General features: G+C 65.0%; 23 protein-coding genes and 1 riboswitch. Of the genes, 8 read left to right on the forward strand and 15 right to left on the reverse strand.

Features of this window, described 5'->3' with window-relative positions:
- Positions 1–19: 19 nt before the first annotated feature.
- From RI444_RS14780 to hemE, 8 genes are all read right to left on the reverse strand, one after another.
- Positions 20–1,099, reverse strand: a complete 1,080-nt coding sequence (locus RI444_RS14780) for an LLM class flavin-dependent oxidoreductase (RefSeq protein ID WP_062097317.1) — start codon at positions 1,097–1,099, stop codon at positions 20–22.
- Positions 1,099–2,079 carry a porphobilinogen synthase gene (gene hemB / locus RI444_RS14785; protein WP_069695182.1) on the reverse strand — a complete coding sequence of 327 codons (981 nt, stop codon included), beginning with the start codon at positions 2,077–2,079 and terminating at the stop codon, positions 1,099–1,101. Before hemB ends, RI444_RS14780 begins: the two co-directional genes overlap by 1 nt.
- Positions 2,076–2,954 (reverse strand): uroporphyrinogen-III synthase, encoded by an 879-nt coding sequence (locus RI444_RS14790; RefSeq protein WP_069695183.1) that lies wholly within the window; start codon positions 2,952–2,954, stop codon positions 2,076–2,078. Before RI444_RS14790 ends, hemB begins: the two co-directional genes overlap by 4 nt.
- Positions 2,941–3,936 (reverse strand): hydroxymethylbilane synthase, encoded by a 996-nt coding sequence (gene hemC / locus RI444_RS14795; protein WP_069695184.1) that lies wholly within the window; start codon positions 3,934–3,936, stop codon positions 2,941–2,943. The genes RI444_RS14790 and hemC overlap by 14 nt, the downstream gene beginning before the upstream one ends.
- A complete protein-coding gene (locus tag RI444_RS14800) occupies positions 3,933–5,156 on the reverse strand; it encodes a ferrochelatase (protein WP_207605802.1) in 1,224 nt (407 codons plus the stop codon). Before RI444_RS14800 ends, hemC begins: the two co-directional genes overlap by 4 nt.
- Positions 5,153–5,854 (reverse strand): hydrogen peroxide-dependent heme synthase, encoded by a 702-nt coding sequence (hemQ, locus tag RI444_RS14805; RefSeq protein WP_207605801.1) that lies wholly within the window; start codon positions 5,852–5,854, stop codon positions 5,153–5,155. The genes RI444_RS14800 and hemQ overlap by 4 nt, the downstream gene beginning before the upstream one ends.
- A gap of 72 nt (positions 5,855–5,926) precedes the next feature.
- Positions 5,927–7,300, reverse strand: a complete 1,374-nt coding sequence (hemG, locus tag RI444_RS14810; RefSeq protein WP_242703253.1) for a protoporphyrinogen oxidase — start codon at positions 7,298–7,300, stop codon at positions 5,927–5,929.
- Between the two features lie 95 nt (positions 7,301–7,395).
- The gene (hemE, locus tag RI444_RS14815) at positions 7,396–8,511 is read right to left on the reverse strand and encodes a uroporphyrinogen decarboxylase (protein WP_031216331.1); all 1,116 of its coding nucleotides are present in this window, start codon (positions 8,509–8,511) and stop codon (positions 7,396–7,398) included.
- A gap of 159 nt (positions 8,512–8,670) precedes the next feature.
- Between hemE and RI444_RS14820 the strand changes: the two genes are divergently transcribed.
- Positions 8,671–9,990, forward strand: coding sequence for a glutamyl-tRNA reductase (locus RI444_RS14820; protein ID WP_021471806.1), 1,320 nt, complete (start codon positions 8,671–8,673; stop codon positions 9,988–9,990).
- Between the two features lie 68 nt (positions 9,991–10,058).
- Here the strand turns inward: RI444_RS14820 and moeB are convergent, their stop codons facing one another.
- A complete protein-coding gene (gene moeB, locus RI444_RS14825; RefSeq protein ID WP_021471805.1) occupies positions 10,059–11,258 on the reverse strand; it encodes a molybdopterin-synthase adenylyltransferase MoeB in 1,200 nt (399 codons plus the stop codon).
- Positions 11,259–11,342: 84 nt separating this feature from the next.
- Between moeB and RI444_RS14830 the strand changes: the two genes are divergently transcribed.
- From RI444_RS14830 to RI444_RS14840, 3 genes are read left to right on the forward strand one after another with little or no spacing between them, the layout of a single operon-like run.
- Positions 11,343–11,999, forward strand: a complete 657-nt coding sequence (locus RI444_RS14830) for a TetR/AcrR family transcriptional regulator (RefSeq protein ID WP_370583575.1) — start codon at positions 11,343–11,345, stop codon at positions 11,997–11,999.
- A 51-nt stretch (positions 12,000–12,050) separates the two neighbouring features.
- Positions 12,051–12,275, forward strand: coding sequence for a DUF3107 domain-containing protein (locus RI444_RS14835; protein ID WP_021471803.1), 225 nt, complete (start codon positions 12,051–12,053; stop codon positions 12,273–12,275).
- A gap of 31 nt (positions 12,276–12,306) precedes the next feature.
- Positions 12,307–12,609 (forward strand): hypothetical protein, encoded by a 303-nt coding sequence (locus tag RI444_RS14840; RefSeq protein WP_062097328.1) that lies wholly within the window; start codon positions 12,307–12,309, stop codon positions 12,607–12,609.
- A gap of 103 nt (positions 12,610–12,712) precedes the next feature.
- On the opposite strand, the gene RI444_RS14845 is transcribed toward RI444_RS14840, so the two are convergent.
- The 3 genes from RI444_RS14845 to thiO all read right to left on the reverse strand — a co-directional run bounded on the left by RI444_RS14845 (position 12,713) and on the right by thiO (position 15,005).
- Positions 12,713–13,510: a thiazole synthase gene (locus tag RI444_RS14845; protein WP_021471801.1), complete on the reverse strand. Its 798-nt coding sequence runs from the start codon at positions 13,508–13,510 to the stop codon at positions 12,713–12,715.
- Positions 13,511–13,512: 2 nt separating this feature from the next.
- Positions 13,513–13,749, reverse strand: coding sequence for a sulfur carrier protein ThiS (gene thiS, locus RI444_RS14850; protein ID WP_021471800.1), 237 nt, complete (start codon positions 13,747–13,749; stop codon positions 13,513–13,515).
- Complete coding sequence (gene thiO, locus RI444_RS14855) at positions 13,746–15,005, reverse strand: glycine oxidase ThiO (protein WP_207605800.1); 1,260 nt, start codon at positions 15,003–15,005, stop codon at positions 13,746–13,748. The genes thiS and thiO overlap by 4 nt, the downstream gene beginning before the upstream one ends.
- A riboswitch (TPP riboswitch) is annotated at positions 14,998–15,115 on the reverse strand. (Overlaps the previous gene by 8 nt.)
- 27 nt (positions 15,116–15,142) lie before the next feature.
- Between thiO and thiE the strand changes: the two genes are divergently transcribed.
- A complete protein-coding gene (gene thiE / locus RI444_RS14860) occupies positions 15,143–15,805 on the forward strand; it encodes a thiamine phosphate synthase (RefSeq protein ID WP_021471798.1) in 663 nt (220 codons plus the stop codon).
- Here the strand turns inward: thiE and RI444_RS14865 are convergent.
- Entirely contained in the window at positions 15,802–16,467 is a 666-nt protein-coding gene (locus tag RI444_RS14865) for a ferritin-like fold-containing protein (protein ID WP_179013687.1), read from the reverse strand. The two genes, thiE and RI444_RS14865, sit on opposite strands and share 4 nt — an antisense overlap.
- A 41-nt stretch (positions 16,468–16,508) precedes the next feature.
- Between RI444_RS14865 and RI444_RS14870 the strand changes: the two genes are divergently transcribed.
- The 3 genes from RI444_RS14870 (at position 16,509) to RI444_RS14880 (ending at position 20,934) form a co-directional block, all read left to right on the forward strand.
- Positions 16,509–17,966: an RNB domain-containing ribonuclease gene (locus RI444_RS14870; RefSeq protein WP_316963824.1), complete on the forward strand. Its 1,458-nt coding sequence runs from the start codon at positions 16,509–16,511 to the stop codon at positions 17,964–17,966.
- A gap of 315 nt (positions 17,967–18,281) precedes the next feature.
- Positions 18,282–19,961, forward strand: a complete 1,680-nt coding sequence (locus tag RI444_RS14875; protein WP_062097337.1) for a DEAD/DEAH box helicase — start codon at positions 18,282–18,284, stop codon at positions 19,959–19,961.
- A gap of 10 nt (positions 19,962–19,971) precedes the next feature.
- Complete coding sequence (locus RI444_RS14880) at positions 19,972–20,934, forward strand: DNA-methyltransferase (RefSeq protein ID WP_242703233.1); 963 nt, start codon at positions 19,972–19,974, stop codon at positions 20,932–20,934.
- On the opposite strand, the gene RI444_RS14885 is transcribed toward RI444_RS14880, so the two are convergent.
- Positions 20,872–21,480, reverse strand: a complete 609-nt coding sequence (locus RI444_RS14885; protein WP_207605799.1) for a MarC family protein — start codon at positions 21,478–21,480, stop codon at positions 20,872–20,874. The genes RI444_RS14880 and RI444_RS14885 overlap by 63 nt on opposite strands.
- Positions 21,480–22,325: a PHP domain-containing protein gene (locus tag RI444_RS14890; protein ID WP_021471792.1), complete on the reverse strand. Its 846-nt coding sequence runs from the start codon at positions 22,323–22,325 to the stop codon at positions 21,480–21,482. Before RI444_RS14890 ends, RI444_RS14885 begins: the two co-directional genes overlap by 1 nt.
- Between the last annotated feature and the right edge of the window lie 103 nt (positions 22,326–22,428).

The following is a 22,428-nucleotide window of genomic DNA, read 5'->3' on the forward strand; positions in this document are numbered from 1 at the left end:
GCGCCGCTATGACGCTTGCTTAGGCCTGTTCGGCGAGGAGCTCCGCCACGCGCGGGGCCACCTCGGTGCCGTAGAGCTCGATGCAACGCATCATGGACCCGTGCGGCAGCGTTCCGTTGCTGTATTTGAGATCGAAGCGGTCAACCCCGAGGTTCCGTTTGAGGAGGGCTATCTTCCGGGCTACTGTCTCGGGTGAGCCCACGTAGAGGGCACCTTGCAGACCGCACATGGCCTCGAACTCGCCGCGGTTACCCGGACCCCAGCCGCGCTCGGATCCTATCCGGTTGCGCTGCTCCAACCAATGCGGAAAGAGTTCTTCGCGCGCGGCTTCATCAGTTTCGGCGATGTAGCCCGGTGAGTGCGTGGCGATCTGGCGCATGGGGTGCCCGTACTTCCCCATCGCCTCCCGGTAGAGATTGACCAGGGGCGCGAATCGTCGGGGCTCTCCCCCGATGATGGCGAAAATAATGGGGTATCCGTACTCCGCACACCGCAGCACGGATTCCGGTGTCCCGCCTACGCCGATCCAGGCGGGCAACAGGTGGTGCTGGAGCCGAGGGTAAACCTGCAGCCCGTTGACGTTGGGCCTTGTCCGGCCTTCCCAGTGAACGGGCTTCTGGGCCCGGACCTTGTGGAACAGGTCCAGTTTCTCCTCGAACAACACCTCGTAGTCAGCCAGGTCCAGGCCAAAAAGGGGGAAGGATTCCACAAAGGATCCCCTGCCCAGCATCACCTCGGCACGCCCGTTGGACAACGCATCAACGGTAGCGAAGCGCTGGAAAACCCTGATGGGGTCATCGGAGCTCAGGACCGTCACCGCAGTTCCCAGCCGGATCCGTGAGGTCACGGCGGCAGCGGCGCCGAGGAACACTTCGGGCGCGGATACCGCAAAATCGCGGCGGTGGTGCTCCCCGACACCAAAGGCGTGGATTCCGACGGCGTCCGCCAGTTTTGCTTCTTCCAGCAAGTCGCGCAGGACTTGCGCGTGTTCCTTGGGGTTCCCGTCGGCATCCAGCCCCGCGTCTCCGAAAGTATTGAGGCCGAGCAGGATCTCCCCGGGACCCACAGGGGCCGTGGGATCGGACGATACAGGGGTCATCAGGACTCCTTAAGCCAGCCTGCGAGTTCGGAGGCCCAGTAGGTGAGGATGGTATCGGCACCTGCCCGTTTGATACCCAGGACGGACTCCGTGATGGCACCCCGACGATCGATCCAACCGTTCGCGGCAGCCGCTTCGATCATGGCGTATTCGCCCGAGATTTGGTAGGCGGAGACCGGGACCGGACTCATCGCCGCGACGTCGGCCAGGATGTCGAGGTAGCTCATGGCGGGCTTGACCATGACCATGTCAGCCCCCTCTTCGAGGTCCAGTTCCACTTCCAGGATCGCTTCGCGGCGGTTGGCAGCGTCCATCTGGTAGGTCCGGCGGTCGCCCTGCAACTGGGAATCCACGGCTTCACGGAACGGGCCGTAAAAAGCCGAAGCGTATTTTGCGGCGTAGGCCAGCACGGCCGTGTTCTTGTGCCCGGATTCCTCCAAGGCCTGGCGGATGACGGCAATCTGGCCATCCATCATGCCCGAGGGCCCCAGCACGTGCGCACCCGCCTCGGCTTGGGCCACGGCCATCTGGCCGTAGATTTCCAGGGTGGCGTCGTTGTCGACGTAACCATTGGAGTCCAGGACTCCGCAGTGCCCGTGGTCGGTGAATTCGTCGAGGCAGACGTCTCCCATGATCACGAGGTGATCACCCACTTCTGCTTTGACATCGCGGATGGCCTTGTTCAGGACGCCCTCGGGATCCAAAGACGCGGTCCCCCGGGCATCGCGAACCTCGGGAACTCCGAACAGCATGATGCCGCCAACGCCCAGTTCCACAGCCTCCGCAGCCGCACGCTTGAGCGTGTCCGTGGTGTGCTGGACGACGCCGGGCATGGAAGTGATGGGGCTTGGCTCCGTCAGGCCCTCGCGAATGAAAGCGGGCAGGATCAGGTCTGCGGGCGCCAGGCGGTTCTCTGCGGTGAGGCGTCGCATGGCCGGTGTCGTGCGCAGGCGGCGTGGACGGTGGTTCGGAAAGCTCATCTTGTGTTCCCTTCATTGGCGAATACGGATTCCAAGGCGGTCGCGATGCCGTCCGGGGTAGGTTCCTGGGCTGTGGCCGCAACTGTCAGGCCGAGCCGCGCTGCTTCCGCGGCGGTGGGGCGTCCAATGGCCACAAGGCGGCACTTTCCCAGCGGCAGGAGGTTGCCGGCGATGCGCTTTGCGCCGCTGGGTGAGGCGGCCACAACGGCGTCGAGCGTGCCGTGGTCGAGCGCGGCGCGTACATCCTGGACGGTCACTTCACGGCCGGCTTCCTGGCCGGAGGCCACGACGGCGGGCGGCAGTTCACCGGCAAGGCGCCGTTCCGGCCGGGCCGGGTAGTCGACCGTGTGATAGGCAATGACAACGGATACGGTCGCACCTTTTGCCCGCAGCCCCTCGGCCAAGGTGCGAGCGGCGATGTCCGCCTGGGGCAGGAACGCACGGTCCCCGCCAGCGGCCCACAGAGACACCAGGCCTTCGGCGGACTGCTGGCCTACCGGGGCCAGGTCCACGGCGATTCCCAATGCCTCAAGGACGCTCCGGGATGAAGTACCGACAGCGGCAACCCGGGTAGTCCCGGGTACCAATTGGCGGGGCTGGATTCCCCGTTCGGCGGCCTTTTCAATCAGTACGCGGATGGTTGTGACGCTGCTGATGACCAGCCAATCGAAGGAGCCGCCCTGGAGTTCATCCAAAGCGGCGTCCATCGGCCCCTGGTCCTCGACCCGCTCAAAGTCGATGAGCGGGAGCACCAAGGCTTCCGCTCCCTTGCCGTGCAGAATGGCAGCAAGGGGCCGGGCCCTGTCCGCGCTCCTGGTGATCAGGATGCGGCGGCCCTGCAGGGCGTGGAAGTCCGGCTGGTCAGGAAGCGGCAAGGTCCGCGATCTCCGCGGCGCCGGCGGCGAGCAACTGCTCTGCCACTTCGATGCCGAGCAGGGTGGCTCCAACTTCCGTCAGCCCGTCCGTGGCCTTCTTTTCCCTGACTGTCCGGGTCCCATCCACGGCGCACACCACTGCTTCAAGGTGCAGCATGCTGCCTTTCCGGAACGCGTAGGCACCCACGGGGGCTGCGCAGCCTGCCTCGAGCCTGGCCAGCACAGCACGCTCTGCAGTCACCGCAAGCCGGGTGTCGTCGTCGTTGAGTGCGCTTAGGGCCTGGGCAAGCACTCCTTCTCCCCCACCGGTCTGGTCCCGTTGCGGCGCATCGGATGTCCGGCATTCGATGGCAAGCGCTCCTTGCCCGGGAGCGGGGAGCATCACTGACGTTTCGAAGTATTCGGTGACGGTGTCCAGCCGGCCCATGCGCTCAAGGCCGGCGGCGGCCAGGACTACGGCGTCGAGGTCGTTGGACTTGCCTTCCACGACGTCGTCCGTAGCGTTGCCGGGCAGCCCCGGGACGCGGCCAAGGCGGGTATCGACGTTTCCGCGGATATCCAGGACCTCGATGTCGGGACGGGCGGCACGCAATTGAGCCGCGCGGCGCGGGGAGCCCGTGCCGATCTTCGCCCCGCCCGGCAGTTCGGCAAGGGTCAGGCCGTTGCGGGCACACAACACATCCCGGACGTCCACGCGCTTGGGCGTTGCCGCGATGGTCAGACCGGGTTCGGCGCCTGTCGGCAGGTCCTTCAAGGAGTGCACGGCGACGTCGCAGGTTTCTGCCAGCAAGGAATCACGGAGCGCTGCTACGAACACGCCCGTGCCGCCCATCTGGGACAGCGAACCCGTCCGGACATCACCTTCGGTCCTGATGTGGACCAGCTCCACGGGAAAGCCCCCGACGGCGGCCAACCGGTCCGCCGTCTGCTGGGTCTGGGTGAGGGCCAGTTTGCTGGCCCTGGTCCCGATGCGGACGCTCACTTGCTGCCCTCCGGCACCGGGTAGGGGTCATGGCCGCTACCGACAGTGGCGCCTTTCTCGGCTATCACGGGCTTGGCACCCCTGAAGTTCTCGCAGCAGTTCGGGCGGCATACGTCGTACCACGGGCCGAGGTCCGTCACGTGCGGCCGCTCGGAGATGTTGTTCTCCACGGTGCGTTCGCAGATCAGGTCCACCAGGCCGGAGACAAATGCCGCGTGGGTGCCGGGGGTCGGGACCCGGGTAGCCTCGATTCCGAGGTTTCCGCACGTCTCCAGCGCCTCGGTGTCGAGGTCCCAGGCGACCTCCATATGGTCGCTCACGAATCCAAGCGGCACGATCACCACACCGCGGACGCCCTCGGGCGCGATCGCTTCAAGGTGGTCATTGATGTCCGGTTCCAACCACGGAATGTGCGGCGCTCCGGAACGCGACTGGTACACGAGGTCCCAGGCAACGTCCGGTGCCACCTGGTCCATGATGGCCTTGGCGTTGGCGAGGTGCTGGGCTGCGTAGGCGGAACCTTCGGCAAATTCGCGGGGTTCGTCCACGGACCGGCCTGCAGCCTCGGCGTCCCGGGTAGGGATGGAGTGGGTTGCGAACAGGACACGGATCTTGGAGTCCGGGTCCGTTTCGCCTGCGGCAACGAGCTTCCCGCGGATCTCTTCCAGTCCGGCCGCGGTTCCTTCCAGGAACGGCTGCACTACGCCGGGGTGGTCGAAGTATTGGCGGATCTTGTCCACTTCCAGCTTGCCGTCCAAACCCGTTTCCGTCAGCGCGATGCCGATGTCCTCGCGGTATTGGCGGCAGCTGGAGTAACAGGAGTAGATGCTGGTGGTGAGCATCAGGATGCGGCGGTGGCCGGCGTCGTAGGCGTCCTGCAAAACCGGCGCGATGTACGGGTCCCAGTTACGGTTGCCCCACAGCACAGGCAACTCGATGCCGCGGCGGGCGAGCTCACCCTCAATGGCGGCTTTGAGCTCACGGTTCTGCTGGTTGATGGGGCTGACACCGCCAAAGGCGCGGTAGTGGTGCGATACCTCTTCAAGGCGTTCGTCAGGGATGCCCCGGCCCCTGGTCACATTCCGCAGGAACGGGATGACGTCTTCCTGGCCTTCCGGACCACCGAAGGAGGCCAGCAGCACGGCGTCGTAGTTCTTCGGCTCCAGCCTGCCGCGCTCGGTCACCCGGTTCGGTTCAGTGGAGATGGGGAAAGTGCTCATGCAAGGACCTCTGCAATCTCAGCGACGGTGACCCGGCGCCCGGTGTAGAACGGAATTTCTTCACGAACATGGTTGCGGGCCTCGGTGGCGCGCAGGTGGCGCATCAAGTCCACGAGGTCCACGAGCTCAGGTGCCTCGAGGCCGAGGATCCACTCCCAGTCACCCAAGGCAAAGGATGACACGGTGTTGGAAATGACCTGGGGGAAGTCCCGGCCCAGGAGGCCGTGGTCCCGCAGCATCTTGCCGCGTTCTTCTGCCGGCAGGATGTACCACTCGTAGGAGCGGACGAACGGGTAGACGCAGAGCCAGGTGCTGGGCTCGACGCCACGGGCGTAGGCAGGCACGTGATTCTTGGCGAATTCGGCTTCGCGGTGGACGCCCATGGCCGACCAAACGATCTCCGTTCCTGCGAAGAGCTTGCTCCGGCGGATGGCGCGGACAGCGGACTGCAGGTCTTCGGGCTTGGAGCCATGCAACCACACCATGATGTCAGCGTCGGCACGCATGGCGGACACGTCATAGCACCCCCGCACCGTCACGCCGTCGGCAGCCAGTTTCCCGGTCAGGGCTTCGAATTCCTGGGCAGCTTCGCCGCTGCGCAAGACGTCGGCAGAGCGCTTGAAAACGGTCCACAGCGTAAAAAACTGTTCTTCGTTTTCGGCAGTTTTAGTGACAGATTCGGCGGAAGTGTGGCTCATGGTTCAAGTTTGCCCCGTGCTGGCCCCTAAGTCGAAACGGATCAGTTCTACAAGACGTAGAAGTGACGCAAATCACATATTGGCGGCGTCGTGGGCCAGCTTCTTCGCTTGGGTCCGGGTGTCGGCAACCACGGCAGCAAGGCCGTTCCCGGCCAGCCATCCCCCCACGACAGCCAGGCCCTCCACGGCCCCGCAGACCCGGCGAACCTCGGCCACGCGCCGTTTGTGACCCACGGCGGCAAACGGCAGGGCACCTTCCCATCGCACGACGTCCCAATCCACGACGTCCGCACGGGTGATGGGAACCGTGAGGAGGTTCGAGGCGTCTTCCACTGCAGCCGAAAGCAGGGACTGGTCGTCCATGACCGATGCAGCCTGCCCGTCAGAGCCATCCACGCCGACCAGCCGTCCGTAGGAAAGGCGGACCACGTGGGTGCCGGGACCGGCTTCCCCGGCAAGCCAATCCCACTTGGAAGTGGCGTGCGTCAGGGCCTTGGCCCTGATTCCCGGAGTTTGGGGGGCAACGAGGATTCCGGTACCGCGCGGCCGGCTGTCCAATTCGGGAAGATCCACCACCAGCGTCACCAGGCTGACCAGAGGGCCTGCTTCCGGGCGGAGTCCAGCCAGCGCCGGCACCGAGTCCGCAAGCAGTCCGACGGCGGCCGGGCCGTCGAGCGCAACCACCAGCCGCCCGGCGTCGTACGTGGAATCACCAGCCGAAACCTGCCAACCGGTTCCGGCCTTGCGTATGCCGTCCACCCGCTGGTGGGTCAGCAGCACTGCCCCGCGGTCCTGCAGGTCCTTGACCAGGGCTCCGATCAAGGCGTGCATGCCGCCCTTCAGCCCCGCGACGGCGGAGCCGGCTTTGGCAGGCGCGGACCCCGCACCGCGCGCAGCCTTTCGTTGTGCTGCGACGGCAGCGGCAAGCGAGCCGTTGGCGCGGACGCCATCGCGAAGCCCGGGCGCCACCATGTCAACGTCCAACAGGGCCGGGTCGGCCGAATGGACGCCGCCCACCACGGGCTCCACCAGGCGCTCAAGGACCCGCTTGCCCATTCTCGTCCGGACCAATTGGGAAACGCTCGTCAGCTCGGCAGAGGTGCCGAGCCCGGCCGGCAGGATCCGGTCCATGGATGCGCGCAGGGCACCAAGGAAGCCCAGCGAGCGCCGGACCTCGGGGTCCCACGGGTTGGCCGGGATGCCCAGGATTCCGGTTTTCGGAAGTTCCCTGGCGCCCTCGGGCAATTGCACCCATGCTCCCCCGGGCCGCGGTGCGACGATCTGCCCGCCGATTCCCAGCTCCCGGACCAGGTCGGCAACAGCGGAAGAGCGGGTAGCGAATGACTCAGCCCCACTGTCAAGGGACAGACCTGCCACGACGTGGCTTCCCACACAGCCACCCCAGGACTCCGAAGCCTCGAGAACCGTCACGGCGATGCCCGCCATCGCCAGTTCGCGGGCGGCCACCAGGCCTGAGACGCCGCCGCCTACAACCACCGCCGTGGGGCTTTGGGGCGCGGCACCTCGCGAGCGCACGACGACTACTCCGAGGGGATGGAGTGGATGAGTTCAACAACCCGGGTCAACACGGTGGGATCCGTCTCGGGCGGAACACCATGGCCGAGGTTCACTACATGTCCGGGTGCCGCGGAACCGGCTGCGATGACTTCCCGGACATGGGCCTCCAACACCTCCCAGGGAGCAGAAAGGAGCGCGGGGTCGATGTTGCCCTGCAACGGCACGCTTCCGCCCAATCGGCGGTTGGCCTCGTCCAGCGGCAGGCGGTAGTCGACGCCGACGACATCCACGCCGACATCCCGCATGGCCACCAGGAGCTCGGAGGTGCCGGTACCGAAATGCACCAACGGCGCACCCAGTCCGCGAACGTGGCTGAGGGCCCGCGAGGATGCCGGCGCCACGAACCTGGTGTAATCAGCCAGGCCGAGGGAACCCGCCCAGGAATCGAAGAGCTGGCCGGCCGACGCGCCGGCTTCCAACTGAGCCTGCAGGAAAAGGCCCGAGGCGTCGGCAGCCCAGTTGGCCAACGCCGTCCAGGTTTCAGGGTCTGCGTGCATCATGGTCCGGGGGCCCAGATGGTCCCGGGAAGGACGGCCTTCCACCATGTAGGCAGCCAGGGTGAAGGGCGCGCCGGCAAAGCCGATGAGCGGGGTCTTGCCAAGCTCTGCCACCGTGAGGCGGACGGCTTCGCGGATGGGCTCCAGCGCTTCCCAGGTCAACTCGGGCAGCGCGGCTACGTCGTCGGCAGTCCGTACCGGCTTGTCCAACACCGGCCCGACACCGGGAACGATGTCCACCCCGACGCCGGCGAGCTTGAGGGGAATGACGATGTCGGAGAAGAAGATACCGGCGTCTACATCATGGCGACGCACAGGCTGCAGCGTGATCTCTGCGGCGAGTTCAGGACGCAGGCATGAATCGAGCATGGCAACGCCCTCACGCACCTTGAGGTACTCGGGCAGGGAACGGCCGGCCTGACGCATGAACCAGACGGGCCTGCGCGAAGGCGTACCGCCGCGGTAGGCGGTGATCAGCGGCGAGTCCGCAGTGCGGCCATCATTGAGGGGGTGGCCCGGCCCAAGCTTGCCTGCCGGGGCATTGATGGCCGTATTGTTGGAGGGTGCCGCGCTAGAAGTCATGCCTTCGATTGTGCCGAAAATCCGGTGCAAAAGATAACGACAGGCTGTCACGTTCCACCCGCCGCCATACCCATGTGGCAGGGATCACTCCAGCTGGTGGTCATTGCCACGGCGGCACGTTGTTCTACCGCGCTACGAAAAAGCTATGATTGGTTTGCTGTGGTTCTTTTCTCATTGGTGGCTACACACGCCGACATCGACCTCGAAACCGTCGCTCAGTTGAGCAACGGTTCCTCCGAGCTGGCCTCCACCGCCCTGACGGGCTCACCGGTCGTCTCCGGAGCCGTGGTCCTGGCAACGTGCAACCGCTACGAGATCTATGGCGAAACAGCAAACGGCGCCGACGTCGAAGCCGCCCGCTCCGCCCTGGTTTCCCAGATCAGCGAACTCAGTGGACTCAATGAGCAACTCGTGTCGCGTTCCTTCAACACCCACGCGGGTCCGGACGTAACACGCCACCTCTTCGCAGTGAGCGCCGGGTTGGATTCCGCCGTCGTGGGCGAACGTGAGATCGCGGGGCAGGTCCGCCGCGCCCTGATCACCGCACAGCAGGAAGGCACCGCAAGTCCGGGGCTGGTCCGGCTCTTCCAAGCGGCTTCCAAGACCGCCAAGGACGTTGGCGCGCAGACGGCACTGGGTTCCCGTGGCCTTTCCATTGTCTCCGTGGCACTGGACCTGGCCACCGATCTTTCGGACAATCCGGACTGGTCCACCAAGAAGGTAGTGATCTTCGGTACCGGCGCCTATGCGGGAGCCACCATGTCCCTGCTGCGCGAACGGGGCTGCTCGGACATCTCCGTCTATTCCTCCTCCGGCCGCGCGGAAACATTCGTTGCCACCCGCGGCGGAACAGCCCTCGACGCCGATTCGCTTCCCGGGGCCGTGGCAGCCGCCGACGTGATGATCGGCTGCAGCGGCTCCGACAACCGGGTTGAGGCAGAGGATCTCGCCCGCGTCAGGACCAATTCGGGAAAGCCGTTGATTGCGATCGACCTTGCACTGACCCACGACTTCGATCCCGCCGTCGGCGAACTCGACGGCGTGGAACTCCTTACCCTCGAATCAGTCCGCCTGGCTGCGCCGCAGGAGCAGGCCGAGTCGCTGTCCCAGGCCAGTGCGATCGTCAGCGGCGCCGCCACGGCTTTCGAATCAGAGCGCGAATCGCGCTCGGTGGATTCGGCCATCGTTGCCCTGCGACGCCACACCATGAACGTCCTCGACTCCGAAATGGAAAAAGTCCGCGCCCGGCACGGGTGCACTGCAGCCGCCGAGGAAGTCGAATTCGCACTTCGCCGGATGGTGAAGCAGCTGCTGCACATCCCCACCGTACGTGCCCGCGAACTGGCCTCCGACGGCCGTCAGGAAGATTACGTGGCAGCGTTGGAAGCGCTCTACGGTATCCAGGTGGAGCAGCCCCAGGCAGCTCCCGCAGCGGAGTGCCCGGTAGACCACCAGCAACTTCGCTCCGAAAGCGCCTAGCGCAAGTTCGCCAGTTGAACCCTGCTGCCGCCCACCGCAACCGGTAGGCGGCTGTTTCTGCCTACATGTCAGTAGACGGGCTTCTCCGGTTCCACATCCCGCACCCAGGCGAGGATACCGCCGTCGAGATGGCTGACCCGCGTGTACCCCGCCTTCCGTGCGGCCTCCAGCACTGCGGCCGAACGCGTCCCTGCCTTGCAGTGGAACACGATGTCCCGGTTCTGCGGCAGGTCAACCCAAGCCTCACCGGCCAGGATCCTTCCCTGAGGAATCAACACGGAGCCATCGATATTCACGATGCTGTACTCGCCTGATTCCCTCACGTCCACCAGGTCAAAATCGCGCTGCCCCGCTGCACGTTCGGCCAGCATCGCGGCGAGTTCCTTGGCTGTGACGGTATGTTCGCCGTCGGTAGGGGCCGGCGGCGTAACCCCGCAGAATGCCTCGTAGTCCGTCAGTTCCGTGATGGGTTGGGCTTCGGGATCCCTGGACACCTTGATTTCGCGCCAGCTGCCGCCCAACGCGTCGAAAAGGGCAACCCGCCCCAGCAGGGAACGCCCGACGCCGGTAATCAGCTTCACTGCCTCGGTCACCATCAGCGAGCCCACTGCGGCGCACAGCATGCCGAAGACACCGCCCTCGCCGCAGGAGGGCACCGAGCCGGCGGGTGGGGCTTCGGGGTACAGGTCGCGGTAGGTGGGGCCGTGTTCTGCCCAGAACACGCTGACCTGGCCGTCAAAACGGAAGATGGAGCCCCAGACGTACGGCTTGCCGAGGATCGCTGCGGCATCGTTCACCAGGTAGCGCGTGGCGAAGTTGTCCGCACCGTCGAGGATGAGGTCATAGCCCGCAAAAAGCTCCAGCGCGTTGGACGCATCCAGCCGCTGGTTGTGCAGCACTACGGTGACCAGCGGATTGAGCTCGGCGATGGCCTTGCGCGCGGACTCGATCTTGGGTGTGCCCACATCGTGAACACCGTGGATCACCTGGCGCTGGAGGTTGCTCAAGTCAACGGTGTCATCGTCCACAATGCCCAGAGTCCCGACGCCGGCCGCGGCCAGGTACAAAAGCGCCGGAGATCCCAGGCCACCGGCACCTATGACAAGGACTTTCGCATTCTTAAGCCTGCGTTGGCCCACCGCGCCGATTTCGGGAATGATGAGATGCCGGGAGTACCGTTCCACCTCGGCCGGCGTCAGTCCGTCGGCCGGTTCAACGAGTGGCGGCAGGACCGCGGGCGCAGTGGGGGCAGCAAGAATTGAGGCCATACCCCAATGTATGCCTGCCGATGCCGCCCGGTCATATTACCCACCGGTACAGTGGTCATAACTGCAAAGGAAAGGCGGCAGACTGTGGCTGACGGCGCACGGGCAAACGATGGGGCAGCAGCAAAGCAGGAACGGTCCGGTTCCACCCGCTCAGCAAGGTTGCCGCGGGACGAGCGCCGGGCACAATTACTGAACGCGGCATTGGAGGTTTTCGTTTCCAATGGCTTCCATGGAGCAGCCATGGATGAGATCGCCGAAACCGCCCACGTCAGCAAACCGGTCCTCTACCAGCACTTTCCCTCCAAACGGGACCTCTACATGGCGTTGCTGGACAGCCATCTGGCCGCACTGACGGAACTGATGCTCAGCGCGCTGAACTCCACCACGGACAACAAGGAACGCGTCAAGGCGGTAATGCGCGCCTATTACAAGTTCATTGCCGATGACGACCAGGCCCACCGCCTCGTCTTCGAATCGGACCTCATCAACGATCCCGACGTCAGCTCACGCCTGGAGACGTTCAACAAGACGTTCGCGGACGCAGTAGCCCATGTGATCGCCGAAGACACCAAGCTGCCGCCCCTTGAAGCTCAGTTGCTGGGCCGCGGCCTGGCGGGAATGGCGCAGGTCAGCGCCCGGTACTGGCTGGAAACGGATGGAAACCTTGACCTCGATGTGGCCAGTGATCTGATCTATCGTTTAGCTTGGCGCGGAATCAGTCGATTCCCCAAAGAGTCCTAGGCTACAAATAAGGGACTGACCTAAAACGTTGATTGGCTTGGAGGCCTTGTTGTGGAAGTAAAGATCGGCATTCAGAACGTTGGCCGCGAAATTGTGCTCGAATCCTCGCTCGATGCCGAGGCCGTAGGCAAGCTTGTTTCAGACGCCCTGTCCAAGGGCTCGGAATTGCGCCTCACCGATGATAAGGGCCGTCAGGTCATTGTTCCGGGCGGTGCCCTGGGCTACGTGGAGATCGGCGCGGAGGAAGTTCGTCGCGTGGGCTTCGGCGCACTCTGATCCAGAACGCCCGCAACGCTAAGGAGACCCCATGCTTTCCCTCGTCGTGATGGTGTTCGTTACCGTCGCTACCGGCTTCCTGGTGTGGGCAAACGACAAACGGCATGGCAAGTACGGCATTGCCGTCCCCGCGGGAGTATCCCTCGGAGTCGGCGCCCTCAGCTGGATCGCCTTCATTGCCGCCGGCTTCGGCTACCAGCCGGGGCTGACCTGGATTCCGTGGGTCTTGCCGATCGTCCTTGGCACGGCAGCTGCGGCAGGCGTCGCGGTGTTCCTTGGCAGGACCCGGACCGTGCGGGACACTGAAGCGCTCACCAAAGCACTCCGCCTGTAGCACCTTCCCGGCTCAACCGGGCGACTAAGAACTGTGGCCACCACCCGCATGGGGTGGTGGCCACAGTTGTCAGCAGTACCTGCCGTCGCAGGTTGGTACGGGCTCAGAGGAACTCTGCCCGGCCCTCCATCGCCGATGATGCCAGCGCGTGTTCCCTCCGTGGAATGCGGCCTGCCAGCCTGGCCAGCCTGCCTGCCTTGACGGCGTGCATGAATGCCTCACCCATCTGGACAGGGTTCTGGGCACGCGTCACCGCTGTGGCCAGGAGGACAGCGTCGCAACCGAGCTCCATGGCCAGTGCCGCATCGGAAGCAGTTCCGATGCCTGCGTCCAGGACAACAGGCACGGAGGCACGGGACACAATGACTTCAATGTTGTGCGGGTTGAGGATGCCCAGACCGGTCCCGATCGGTGCTCCGAGGGGCATGACCGCAGTGGCGCCGAGGTTTTCCAGTCGCAGTGCCAACACGGGGTCGTCGTTGGTGTATGCGAAGACTTTGAAACCCCGATTGACCAGTTGTTCAGTGGCGTCGACGAGTTCAACCGCGTCCGGCAACAGCGTGTGTTCGTCCGCGATGACTTCCAGCTTCACCCAATCGGTCTCCAGCGCCTCGCGGGCCAGCTCCGCGGTAAGGACAGCGTCCTTGGCAGTGAAACAACCTGCCGTGTTGGGCAGCACCCGGATGTTGTTGTCCACCAGCAACTGGAACAGCGAGCCCGTCTCGGCCGGCGAGTACCGTCGCATGGCCACCGTGGTGAGCTCCGTACCGGAAGCAACCAGGGCCGCCCCCAAACCGTCCAGGCTCGGGGCGCCACCGGTGCCCATGATGAGCCGCGAACTGAAGGCGACACCGTCGATTTCCAGCGTGTCAGTAGTCGTTTCGGTGTTGAGGATGGTCATGCTCAGCCTCCCTGGACTGCGGTAACGAGTTCGAGTTCATCGCCGTCGGCGAGGTTCGTTGCTGCCCACTGGCTACGCGGGACCACCTCCGCATTGCGCGCGACGGCAACACCCAGCTTGCCGCCGTCGGCCGCCTGTCCGCTCGGGTCGAGGGCGCGTCCGGTAACGGACGTGACCAGGGTGCTGACGGATGCGCCATCGGCCACGGTGTGCCGGGCCCCATTGAGTGTGATGTTCATGCTGTTTCCTTGGTGGAAGCGATGGATGGTGTTGGAATGCCGCGCCCGGCGAGGGCGCCTTGCGGAGAAAAACGATCCGGACGGAACCGGACCCACCGGTCATCCGCGGAACCGTCGAGCAAGCCGGCCACGATCTGTGCGGCTATGGGGGTCAGGAGTACGCCGTGGCGGAAGAAACCCGTGGCTATGATCAGGCCCCGGACGGCGCCGTCCGCCGCGCCCACCCGCCCCAGGAGCGGAGCGTTGTCAGGGGTGCCCGGCCGTGCACGGGCTGTCACTTCGATGAGCTCCAGCTCACCGACTGCGGGGACCAGGACCTGGGCGTCCCGAAGCAGCTGGTACACGCCGCCGGCAGACACCGCATTCGATCCCGTCGAGAGCCCGTCCTCGCGTTGGGTTGCCCCGATCACCACGGTCCCGTCCTCGCGGGGCACGATGTACACCGGCACTCCCCGCACCATTCCGCGGACCGTGGAGGTCAGCAACGGGCGCAGGTCCTCCGGTACCCGGAGCCTGAGGATGTCTCCGTAAACCGGCCTGAGCGGCAGGTGCAGGTCCTCAGGAAGTCCGCCGGTCGCCGCAGCCGCCAAGCCATTGGCCAGCACCGTTTCCCTTGCCGCTACCACTTGGCCGGTGGAGAGTTCAGCGCCCACAACGCGGTCACCCTCCCACAGCAGCCGCCGGGCTTCCGCTGCCAGCTGGAACCCGCTGCTCGCGCCCGGGACCCATGTGGCATCCGACGGGGTGTGCGCGGCCAATCCGGCGAGTATGCACTCCGCCAGCCGGCGGGGGTCCACTTGGTGGTCGGCCGGGATATCGAAAGCGCATGAAATTCCGGGGCTGAGCAGCGGCTCGCGCTGCCGCGCGTCCCGCAGCATCAACGGCTCCACTGTGAGCCCCGCCGCCTGTTGCACGGAGCGCAGATCGGCGAGCGCCCGTCGATCGGCGGCATCGGCACCCACCGCGAGCGTCGACGTCGTGCTGTAGCCGGTGGTGACGCCGGTACCGGACAATCCGGACACGAACGTTGGCCACAACCTGGACGATTCGAGCATCAGTTCCAGGAGATCTTCTTCCTGGTAGTGGAGTTCGCTCACGGGGGCCAGCATCCCGGCCGCTGCAAAGGATGCTCCACTGACGGGGTTCGGATCGATGAGGGCCACGGAACGGCCTGTGGCCCGGATCCGGTGGGCTATGCCCAGGCCGACTACGCCTGCGCCGATGACGGCAACGTCTGCTTGGATGGCTTCTGCCATTGGTTTCCTTCCCTACGCCGGTATTAGCCGGATCAGGTCAAGCGGTCGGCTCTGAAGCCCTCTCAGCCGGACGGTCATATGACGCTGTCACGGCTCCCGCAGTACGTGCCCAGTTTAGAGGAACTACTCTGGTTTCCATGACCCAGCCTGATCTCCTCACCGACGCCCGCCTCTACCTGTGCACCGATGCCCGCCGGCGGCAAGGCGATTTCGAAGACTTTGTGGACGCCGCGTTCGAAGGCGGCGTGGACATCATCCAGCTCCGAGACAAGACCCTTGAGGCCGCCGAGGAACTGGAGTTGCTCGAGGTCCTGAACAAAGCTGCCGCCCGGCATTCCAAGCTGTGGGCGGTCAACGACCGGGCTGATATCGCCCGTGTTTCCGGGACTCCCGTGTTCCACGTGGGCCAAAAGGACCTCCCGCTGCCCGTGGCCCGGCAGCTGCTCGGGGACACCGCTGCCATAGGTCTTTCCACGCATGGGCCTGATCAGGTGGACGCGGCCATTGCGGCTTCGTCGGGCAGCGAAGGACTGGACTACTTCTGCGTCGGTCCCCTCTGGGCCACACCCACCAAACCGGGCCGGACGCCAGTGGGCCTGGGCTTGGTCACATATGCCACCGAAGCTGTGGAACGCGCAGGATCCGCCCTTCCCTGGTTTGCCATTGGCGGGATCGATCTTTCGAATGTGGAGCAGGTGGTTGCGGCAGGAGCCAGCCGCATCGTCGTAGTCCGCGCCATCACCGAAGCAGAAGACCCTACGGCGGCGGCCAAGGCGCTGCTCGAAGCCCTGGACGCCTAGGCAGCCAGTCCGAGGCCCGTCATCCGGCGGCCGTGGTGATCGGCGAGTTCCGCCGTCAACCGGCGTACCTCCGCCTTGGCCTGTCCGTCATGAAGTACGGCACGCAGGTCCGGGTGCTCCAACGCCACCCGTTGCACCTGGGTGAGGGCCTCACCCACCAGCCTTCGGCCCCAGAGGGCAAGGCGCGAAGCCAACCTGGGATCGTCCCTCAGGGCCCGCATGAGGAGGATGCGCAACGCCTCGGTGGCTTGGTCCGCAGAAGCGACTTTCCGGACGAATTGCTGTGTCCCGGCGTCCAGGAAGCCGGACACCGTCCTGTAGAAGTCCGAGGACACCGTGTCGATGATGTACGCCTTCAGAACAGACTCGTACCAGTCCCCTGGCGGGGTGCGCTCATGGAAGTGATCGAACGACGGCTGGAAGCGAAGCATGGCGTCTTCGGGGTCCCGCCCCATCTCGGTAAGCCTGCCGCTGATCAACGCATAGTTGCCGAACGCACCGACCGCGATCTTGGCAAAGGTGGCCCGGTCCCGGAGGGTAGGGGCAAAGCGGGAGTCCGCGGACAACCGCCCGAACGCTGACAATTCGCCATAGGCCATGGCTCCCAGCAGCTCTGCCGGGAGAACGTCCGCGGGAATCCCGCCAGGAGTGGACGTGCCCATGGTCCAAGACTATCCGCCGTTTTCGGGCTAGTCTGACTTTCGTGTCACATCACCGGATAGCGCCCAACGTCGACGATTCTTCCGACCGGCTCGCTGCCTCCCTGGCTGCCTTGAGGAGCGAGCTGGAACTACCCGGCGACTACCCTGCCGACGCCGAGCATGAAGCGCGCCAGGCGGTTCAAAACCTGCAGTTGCCGCCCCGCAGCCTGCTGGACGTGCCGTTCGTGACCATAGACCCCGCGACTTCCACCGACCTGGACCAAGCGCTGTTCATTCAGCGGAACGATGCCGGTTACAAGGTCCTGTACGCAATTGCCGACGTGCCGTCCTTCGTGGCCCCCGGCGGAGCCTTGGACGCCGAAACGCGGCGGCGCGGGCAAACGTTCTACGCACCGGACGGAAGGGTCCCGCTGCATCCGGAGGTCATCAGCGAGCAAGCCGGGAGCCTCCTGGCAGAGCAGGAATGCAGCGCCTTCGTGTGGGACTTCGACCTCGACCACAACGCGGAAGTGGTCTCCATGTCCGTGGAGCGGGCCACCGTTCGCAGCCGTGCAAAGCTCAGCTACAAGGGTGCACAGAAGCAGATCGATGCGGGAACCGCCCCCGAGGTCCTCATGCTCCTGAAGGAAGTGGGCCTGAAGCGGGTCGAACTCGAGCGCAAACGCGGCGGGGCGAGCCTGAACATGCCAGAACAGGAGATCGTCCAGGTCACCGACGGCGACTACCGGATCGTGGCTGCTCCCTCGCTGCCGATCGAGGACTGGAACGCCCAGATGTCCCTGATGACCGGAATGGCTGCGGCCCAATTGATGCTCGACGGCAAGGTGGGCATCCTGCGGACCATGCCGGCCCCTGATGAGCGCTCCTTACTGCACTTCAAGCGCCAAACCCAGGCCCTCGGAAAACCGTGGGACGGCGACATCAGCTACGGCGAGTACCTCCGGACCCTCGATGGTTCGGATCCGAAGCAATTGGCCATCCTCCACTCCGCCGGCATGCTGTTCCGGGGCGCCGGCTACACCCCGTTCGACGGTGAGGTACCGGAGAACGTTGTCCAGTCCGCCATCGGGGCCCCGTACGCGCACACCACTGCTCCACTCCGCAGGCTCATTGACCGCTTTGTCCTGGTGATCTGCGAAGCCCTCAGCAACGGCCGGGAGATCCCCGTGTGGGCACGGGAAGCGCTGCCTGACCTGCCCGGGATCATGGCTGCTTCCGACTCATTGGCAGGCCGCTTGGAGCGAATGGCCCTGGACACCGTGGAAGCCGCGCTCGCGGCAAACCACGTAGGTCAGGTATTCGACGCCGTGGTGATTTCCGGGTCCAAGCCGTCCAACGGGAACGGCAACGGCAATGGCCCCTACGGCACCGTGCAGATCGCCGGACCTGCCGTCACTGCCCGATGCGATGGTGAGCTGGTGTCCGGAACCCAGGTGCGCGTGCGCCTGGTGAAGGCCGACATCACCGGCCGGGTGATCAGGTTCGAACTGGCCGAATGACACCTAGTGGGCCAGGGAATCCGCGGTGTCGGGCCGCTATGGGCCTCAGGGATTTCGGCCGCAACGGGGTTTTTGTCCGGCACAGGATAGACTGGGACAGTAGTAATGGATGCCCGGTCGTTGATTCAGTTAATTTTTGAACTCAACAAGCCCGCCCCTACGCGATCTTGAGATGTGCCCGCTGGTCCCCAGTGCCAGTACTTAGATAGCCCGCGATCGGCTTCCACTGGAAATGCTTGCGCCAGTTCGTGCTCCGGTACAGCTTTGCCGCCGTTGAGCATGCAGCGCCTGCCCAAATGAATAAGGAAACTCCCTGTGAGTGAATTGCACACCCATGAAGTCCTGACGGACTCCACCGGAACCGAGACCATCGAACCCGAGGAAACGATCACCTCGGACGAGACCCCCCACGAGATCGAAGAGAAGTCCTTCGCCGACTTCGACGTCCGCGCGGACATCGTCGAGTCCCTCGCCGACGCCGGAATTACGCACCCGTTCCCGATCCAGGCCATGACGCTTCCCGTGGCCCTGGGCGGCCATGACATCATCGGCCAAGCGAAGACCGGAACGGGCAAGACCCTGGGCTTCGGCATTCCGGTACTCCAGCGGATCGAAGGCCGCGACGACGCCGGATACGCCAAACTTGCCGTCCAGGGTGCACCCCAGGCGCTGATCATCGTCCCGACCCGCGAGCTTGCAGTCCAGGTGGCCAACGACCTCCAGACGGCTTCGCGCAAGCGCAACGCCCGCATTGCCACCATCTACGGCGGACGTGCCTACGAACCGCAGATCGATGCCCTCCAGAAGGGCGTGGAGATCGTGGTGGGCACCCCCGGACGCCTGATCGACCTGTACAAGCAGCGCCACCTAAGCCTCAAGAACGTCAAGATGGTAGTCCTCGATGAGGCCGACGAGATGCTCGACCTCGGCTTCCTGCCGGACGTCGAGACCCTCATCGCCGGCACTCCCCCGGTCCGCCAGACGCTGCTCTTCTCGGCCACCATGCCCGGCCCGGTCATCGCCATGGCCCGCCGGTACATGACCCAGCCCACGCACATCCGCGCTGCGGACCCCAATGACGAGGGCCTGACCAAGCGCGATATCCGCCAGCTCATCTACCGTGCCCACAGCATGGACAAGACTGAAGTCGTTGCCCGGATCCTGCAGGCCAAGGACCGTGGCCGCACCATCATCTTCACCAAAACCAAGCGCACCGCCGCGAAGGTGTCCGAGGAACTCGTGGACCGCGGCTTCGCAGCAGCGGCCATCCACGGTGACCTGGGCCAGGGAGCCCGCGAACAGGCGCTGCGTGCCTTCCGCAACAACAAGGTGGACGTGCTCGTCGCAACCGACGTTGCCGCCCGCGGCATCGACGTCGAGGACGTCACCCACGTCATCAACTACCAGTGCGTCGAAGACGAGAAAATCTACCTGCACCGCGTAGGCCGCACCGGCCGTGCCGGAAACAAGGGTACGGCCGTGACGTTCGTGGACTGGGACGACGTACCCCGCTGGGCGCTGATCAACAAGGCACTGGGACTCAACGTCCCCGAACCGGTTGAAACCTATTCCTCCTCCCCGCACCTCTACACCGACCTCGACATCCCCGAGGGCACCAAGGGGCGGTTGCCCCGCAACAAGCGGATGTTGGCAGGCGTGGACGCCGAGGTCCTGGAGGACCTGGGCGAGACGGGCAAGAAGAACTCCCGCTCGCGCAGCGGAGGCCGCCAGGGCGGATCCGGTCGCGATGGTGGCCGCACCCGTGACGGAAAGTCCGCAGACTCCGCCGGCTCCAAGGGCGAGGGCGGACGCAACCGCACGCGCCGCCGTCGTACCTCCGATGCAGAGGGCACCGCGACCGCTGCTCCCCGCGAGTCCGCCGAGGGTGCATCGGAGAAGCCGGCGCGTACCCGCCGCACCCGCACCCGTCGTCGCAACGGCGAGGTAGTTTCCGGCGAGGCCGCAGGCACCACGCCTGCCACCACCGAGGCCTAACCGGACGGCGATGGCTGAAACTGTTTGGGCGCCGGACGGCAGCAACTTGGTGGTACATGCGGACAACGCATCGTTCCTTCCCACGCTGCCGGACGGCGCCTTCACACTCATCTACGTGGATCCCCCGTTCAACACCGGGCGGGTCCAGCGGCGCCAGGAAACGCGCATGGTCCGCAACGCGGACGGTGACGGTGACCGGGTGGGCTTCAAAGGCCGTTCCTATGACACCATCAAGGGCGCCCTGCACAGCTACGACGACGCCTTCAGCGACTACTGGTCCTTCTTGGAACCAAAGCTGGTGGAAGCGTGGCGGCTCCTGGCCGATGACGGCACACTGTACCTGCACCTGGACTACCGCGAGGTGCACTACGCCAAGGTCATGCTCGACGCCATTTTTGGCCGCGAGTGCTTCCTCAACGAGATCATATGGGCCTACGACTACGGCGCGAGGGCCAAAAACCGCTGGCCCACCAAACACGACAACATACTTGTGTACGTGAAGAACCCGGCCAAGTACCACTTCGACAACGAGGAAGTGGACCGGGAGCCGTACATGGCGCCGGGGCTGGTGACGCCCGCAAAACGCGAGCGCGGCAAGTTGCCGACCGACGTCTGGTGGCACACCATCGTCTCCCCCACGGGCCGCGAGAAAACCGGCTACCCCACGCAGAAACCCGAGGGGCTCATCCGCAGGGTAGTGACAGCTTCAAGCCGCAAGGGTGACTGGTGCCTGGACTTCTTCGCCGGCTCCGGAACGCTCGGCGCTGTTGCCGGCAAACTCGGTAGGAAGTTCGTGTGCGTGGATCAGAACGAACAGGCGATCGAGGTCATGCGCAAGCGGCTGGGGACCAAAGCGGTCTTCCACGGCCCTCCTGCTTCCCCTGACGGATCAGGCGGCTCCCTTGACGGGTCAGGCGGCGCCCTTAACGAAAGCCTGCACAGCGCCGGCGATCATCTGCACGGCAATAGCTGACAGCAGCAGACCGGCAATCCTCGTCACGAGTTCCACGCCGTTCTCGCCCAGCACGCGTTGAACGACTCCGGCGAAGCGCATGGCGAGGTAGAGCGAAACGAGCACGGCAGCAATCCCCGCGCCCACAGCCAGGTATTCGGACAGCTCAGTGGACTGCTGCACGAACACCATGACTGCCACGATGGCGCCGGGGCCGGCCATCAACGGCGTCCCCAACGGCACAAACGCCACGTTCTTGTACTTGGCGGCGTTCTCTTCCCCGCTGGTGCTGCCGGTCAGCAACTGCAGGGCGATCAGCACCAGCAGGAGTCCTCCCGCTCCCTGCAGCGCAGCCAGGGAAATGTGCATGTAGTTGAGGATGGACTGGCCGAAGATCGCAAACACGACGATGACGCCGGTGGCCACCAGCAGCGCCTGGAGGGCTGAACGGTTCCTGTCCTTGGCGCTCATCTGTGCCGTCAGGGACATGAAGATCGGCACGGTTCCGGGCGGGTCCATGATGACGAACAAGGTGACGATCACGGACGCCAGCAACTGCAGGTCCATCAGCGGACCACAGTGCTTCCCGTGCCCAGCTCCTCGATTCTTTCCAGGACAGCAGGATCAGTGAGGTTCTCGCCCAGCAGGTTGGGTTTGCCGGTGCCGTGGTAGTCGGATGACCCGGTGATCAGGAGGCCATGTTCGGCTGCAAGGTCGCGGAGGAACTTCCGTCCTTCTTCCGGATTGTCGCGGTGATCGATTTCCAGGCCCAACAGCCCGGCGTCGATCATCTCCCGGTACGTCTTGTCCCCCACGATGCGGCCACGCGACGACGCAACGGGATGGGCGAACACGGGCACGCCGCCCGCGGCCCTGACAAGCCCGACGGCGAGTGCCGGGTCAGGTGCGTAGTGCTGGATGAAATAGCGCGAATGCGAGGTGAGGATGCTGTTGAAGGCCTCTGACCGGTCGGCTACCACCCCGGCGGCCACGAGGGCATCGGCGATATGCGGCCGACCCACCGTTGCGCCCGGAGCTACATGGTGGATGACGTCGTCCCAGGTCAAGGGGTAGTCCTCGGAGAGCAGGGTGACCATGCGCTCGGCGCGGGTGAGCCTGGCATCCCTGGACTTATTGATCTCCTCCAACAGGCCGGGGTGGGTGGGGTCGTGGAGATAGCTGAGCAGGTGAACGCTGATGCCTTTGTCCGTGCGGCACGAGATTTCCATGCCGGGGACGAACGCGAGGCCCTGCTGCACTGCCGCTTCCGCCGCCTGGTCCCAACCGTCGGTGGAGTCGTGATCCGTCAGCGCCACGGCGTCCAATCCGGCCTTGGCAGCGGAACGGATCACCTCGGCCGGCGTTTCGGTTCCGTCGGAAACATTCGAGTGCGTATGCAGGTCAATCCTCACTTTCCCAGCCTATGGGATGGCGGCTTGTTCAGCGTGTTGCGCCGTGGGCCTCCCCACGGAACAGGCGGTGGCCGCATCACGGAACAGGCGGTGGCCGCATCAC

Origin of the sequence: Paenarthrobacter sp. AT5 (assembly GCF_032764245.1) — a bacterium.
GTDB lineage: Bacteria > Actinomycetota > Actinomycetes > Actinomycetales > Micrococcaceae > Arthrobacter > Arthrobacter ureafaciens.

Bases quoted from the DNA above. Each gene is read 5' to 3' on its own strand.
- RI444_RS14780 (WP_062097317.1), bottom strand. From the start codon at position 1,099: ATGACCCCTGTATCGTCCGATCCCACGGCCCCTGTGGGTCCCGGGGAG.
- hemB (WP_069695182.1), bottom strand. From the start codon at position 2,079: ATGAGCTTTCCGAACCACCGTCCACGCCGCCTGCGCACGACACCGGCC.
- RI444_RS14800 (WP_207605802.1), bottom strand. From the start codon at position 5,156: ATGAGCACTTTCCCCATCTCCACTGAACCGAACCGGGTGACCGAGCGC.
- hemQ (WP_207605801.1), bottom strand. From the start codon at position 5,854: ATGAGCCACACTTCCGCCGAATCTGTCACTAAAACTGCCGAAAACGAA.
- hemG (WP_242703253.1), bottom strand. From the start codon at position 7,300: ATGGCGGGCATCGCCGTGACGGTTCTCGAGGCTTCGGAGTCCTGGGGT.
- hemE (WP_031216331.1), bottom strand. From the start codon at position 8,511: ATGACTTCTAGCGCGGCACCCTCCAACAATACGGCCATCAATGCCCCG.
- moeB (WP_021471805.1), bottom strand. From the start codon at position 11,258: ATGGCCTCAATTCTTGCTGCCCCCACTGCGCCCGCGGTCCTGCCGCCA.
- RI444_RS14840 (WP_062097328.1), top strand. From the start codon at position 12,307: ATGCTTTCCCTCGTCGTGATGGTGTTCGTTACCGTCGCTACCGGCTTC.
- RI444_RS14845 (WP_021471801.1), bottom strand. From the start codon at position 13,510: ATGACCATCCTCAACACCGAAACGACTACTGACACGCTGGAAATCGAC.
- thiS (WP_021471800.1), bottom strand. From the start codon at position 13,749: ATGAACATCACACTCAATGGGGCCCGGCACACCGTGGCCGATGGCGCA.
- thiO (WP_207605800.1), bottom strand. From the start codon at position 15,005: ATGGCAGAAGCCATCCAAGCAGACGTTGCCGTCATCGGCGCAGGCGTA.
- thiE (WP_021471798.1), top strand. From the start codon at position 15,143: ATGACCCAGCCTGATCTCCTCACCGACGCCCGCCTCTACCTGTGCACC.
- RI444_RS14865 (WP_179013687.1), bottom strand. From the start codon at position 16,467: ATGGGCACGTCCACTCCTGGCGGGATTCCCGCGGACGTTCTCCCGGCA.
- RI444_RS14880 (WP_242703233.1), top strand. From the start codon at position 19,972: ATGGCTGAAACTGTTTGGGCGCCGGACGGCAGCAACTTGGTGGTACAT.
- RI444_RS14885 (WP_207605799.1), bottom strand. From the start codon at position 21,480: ATGGACCTGCAGTTGCTGGCGTCCGTGATCGTCACCTTGTTCGTCATC.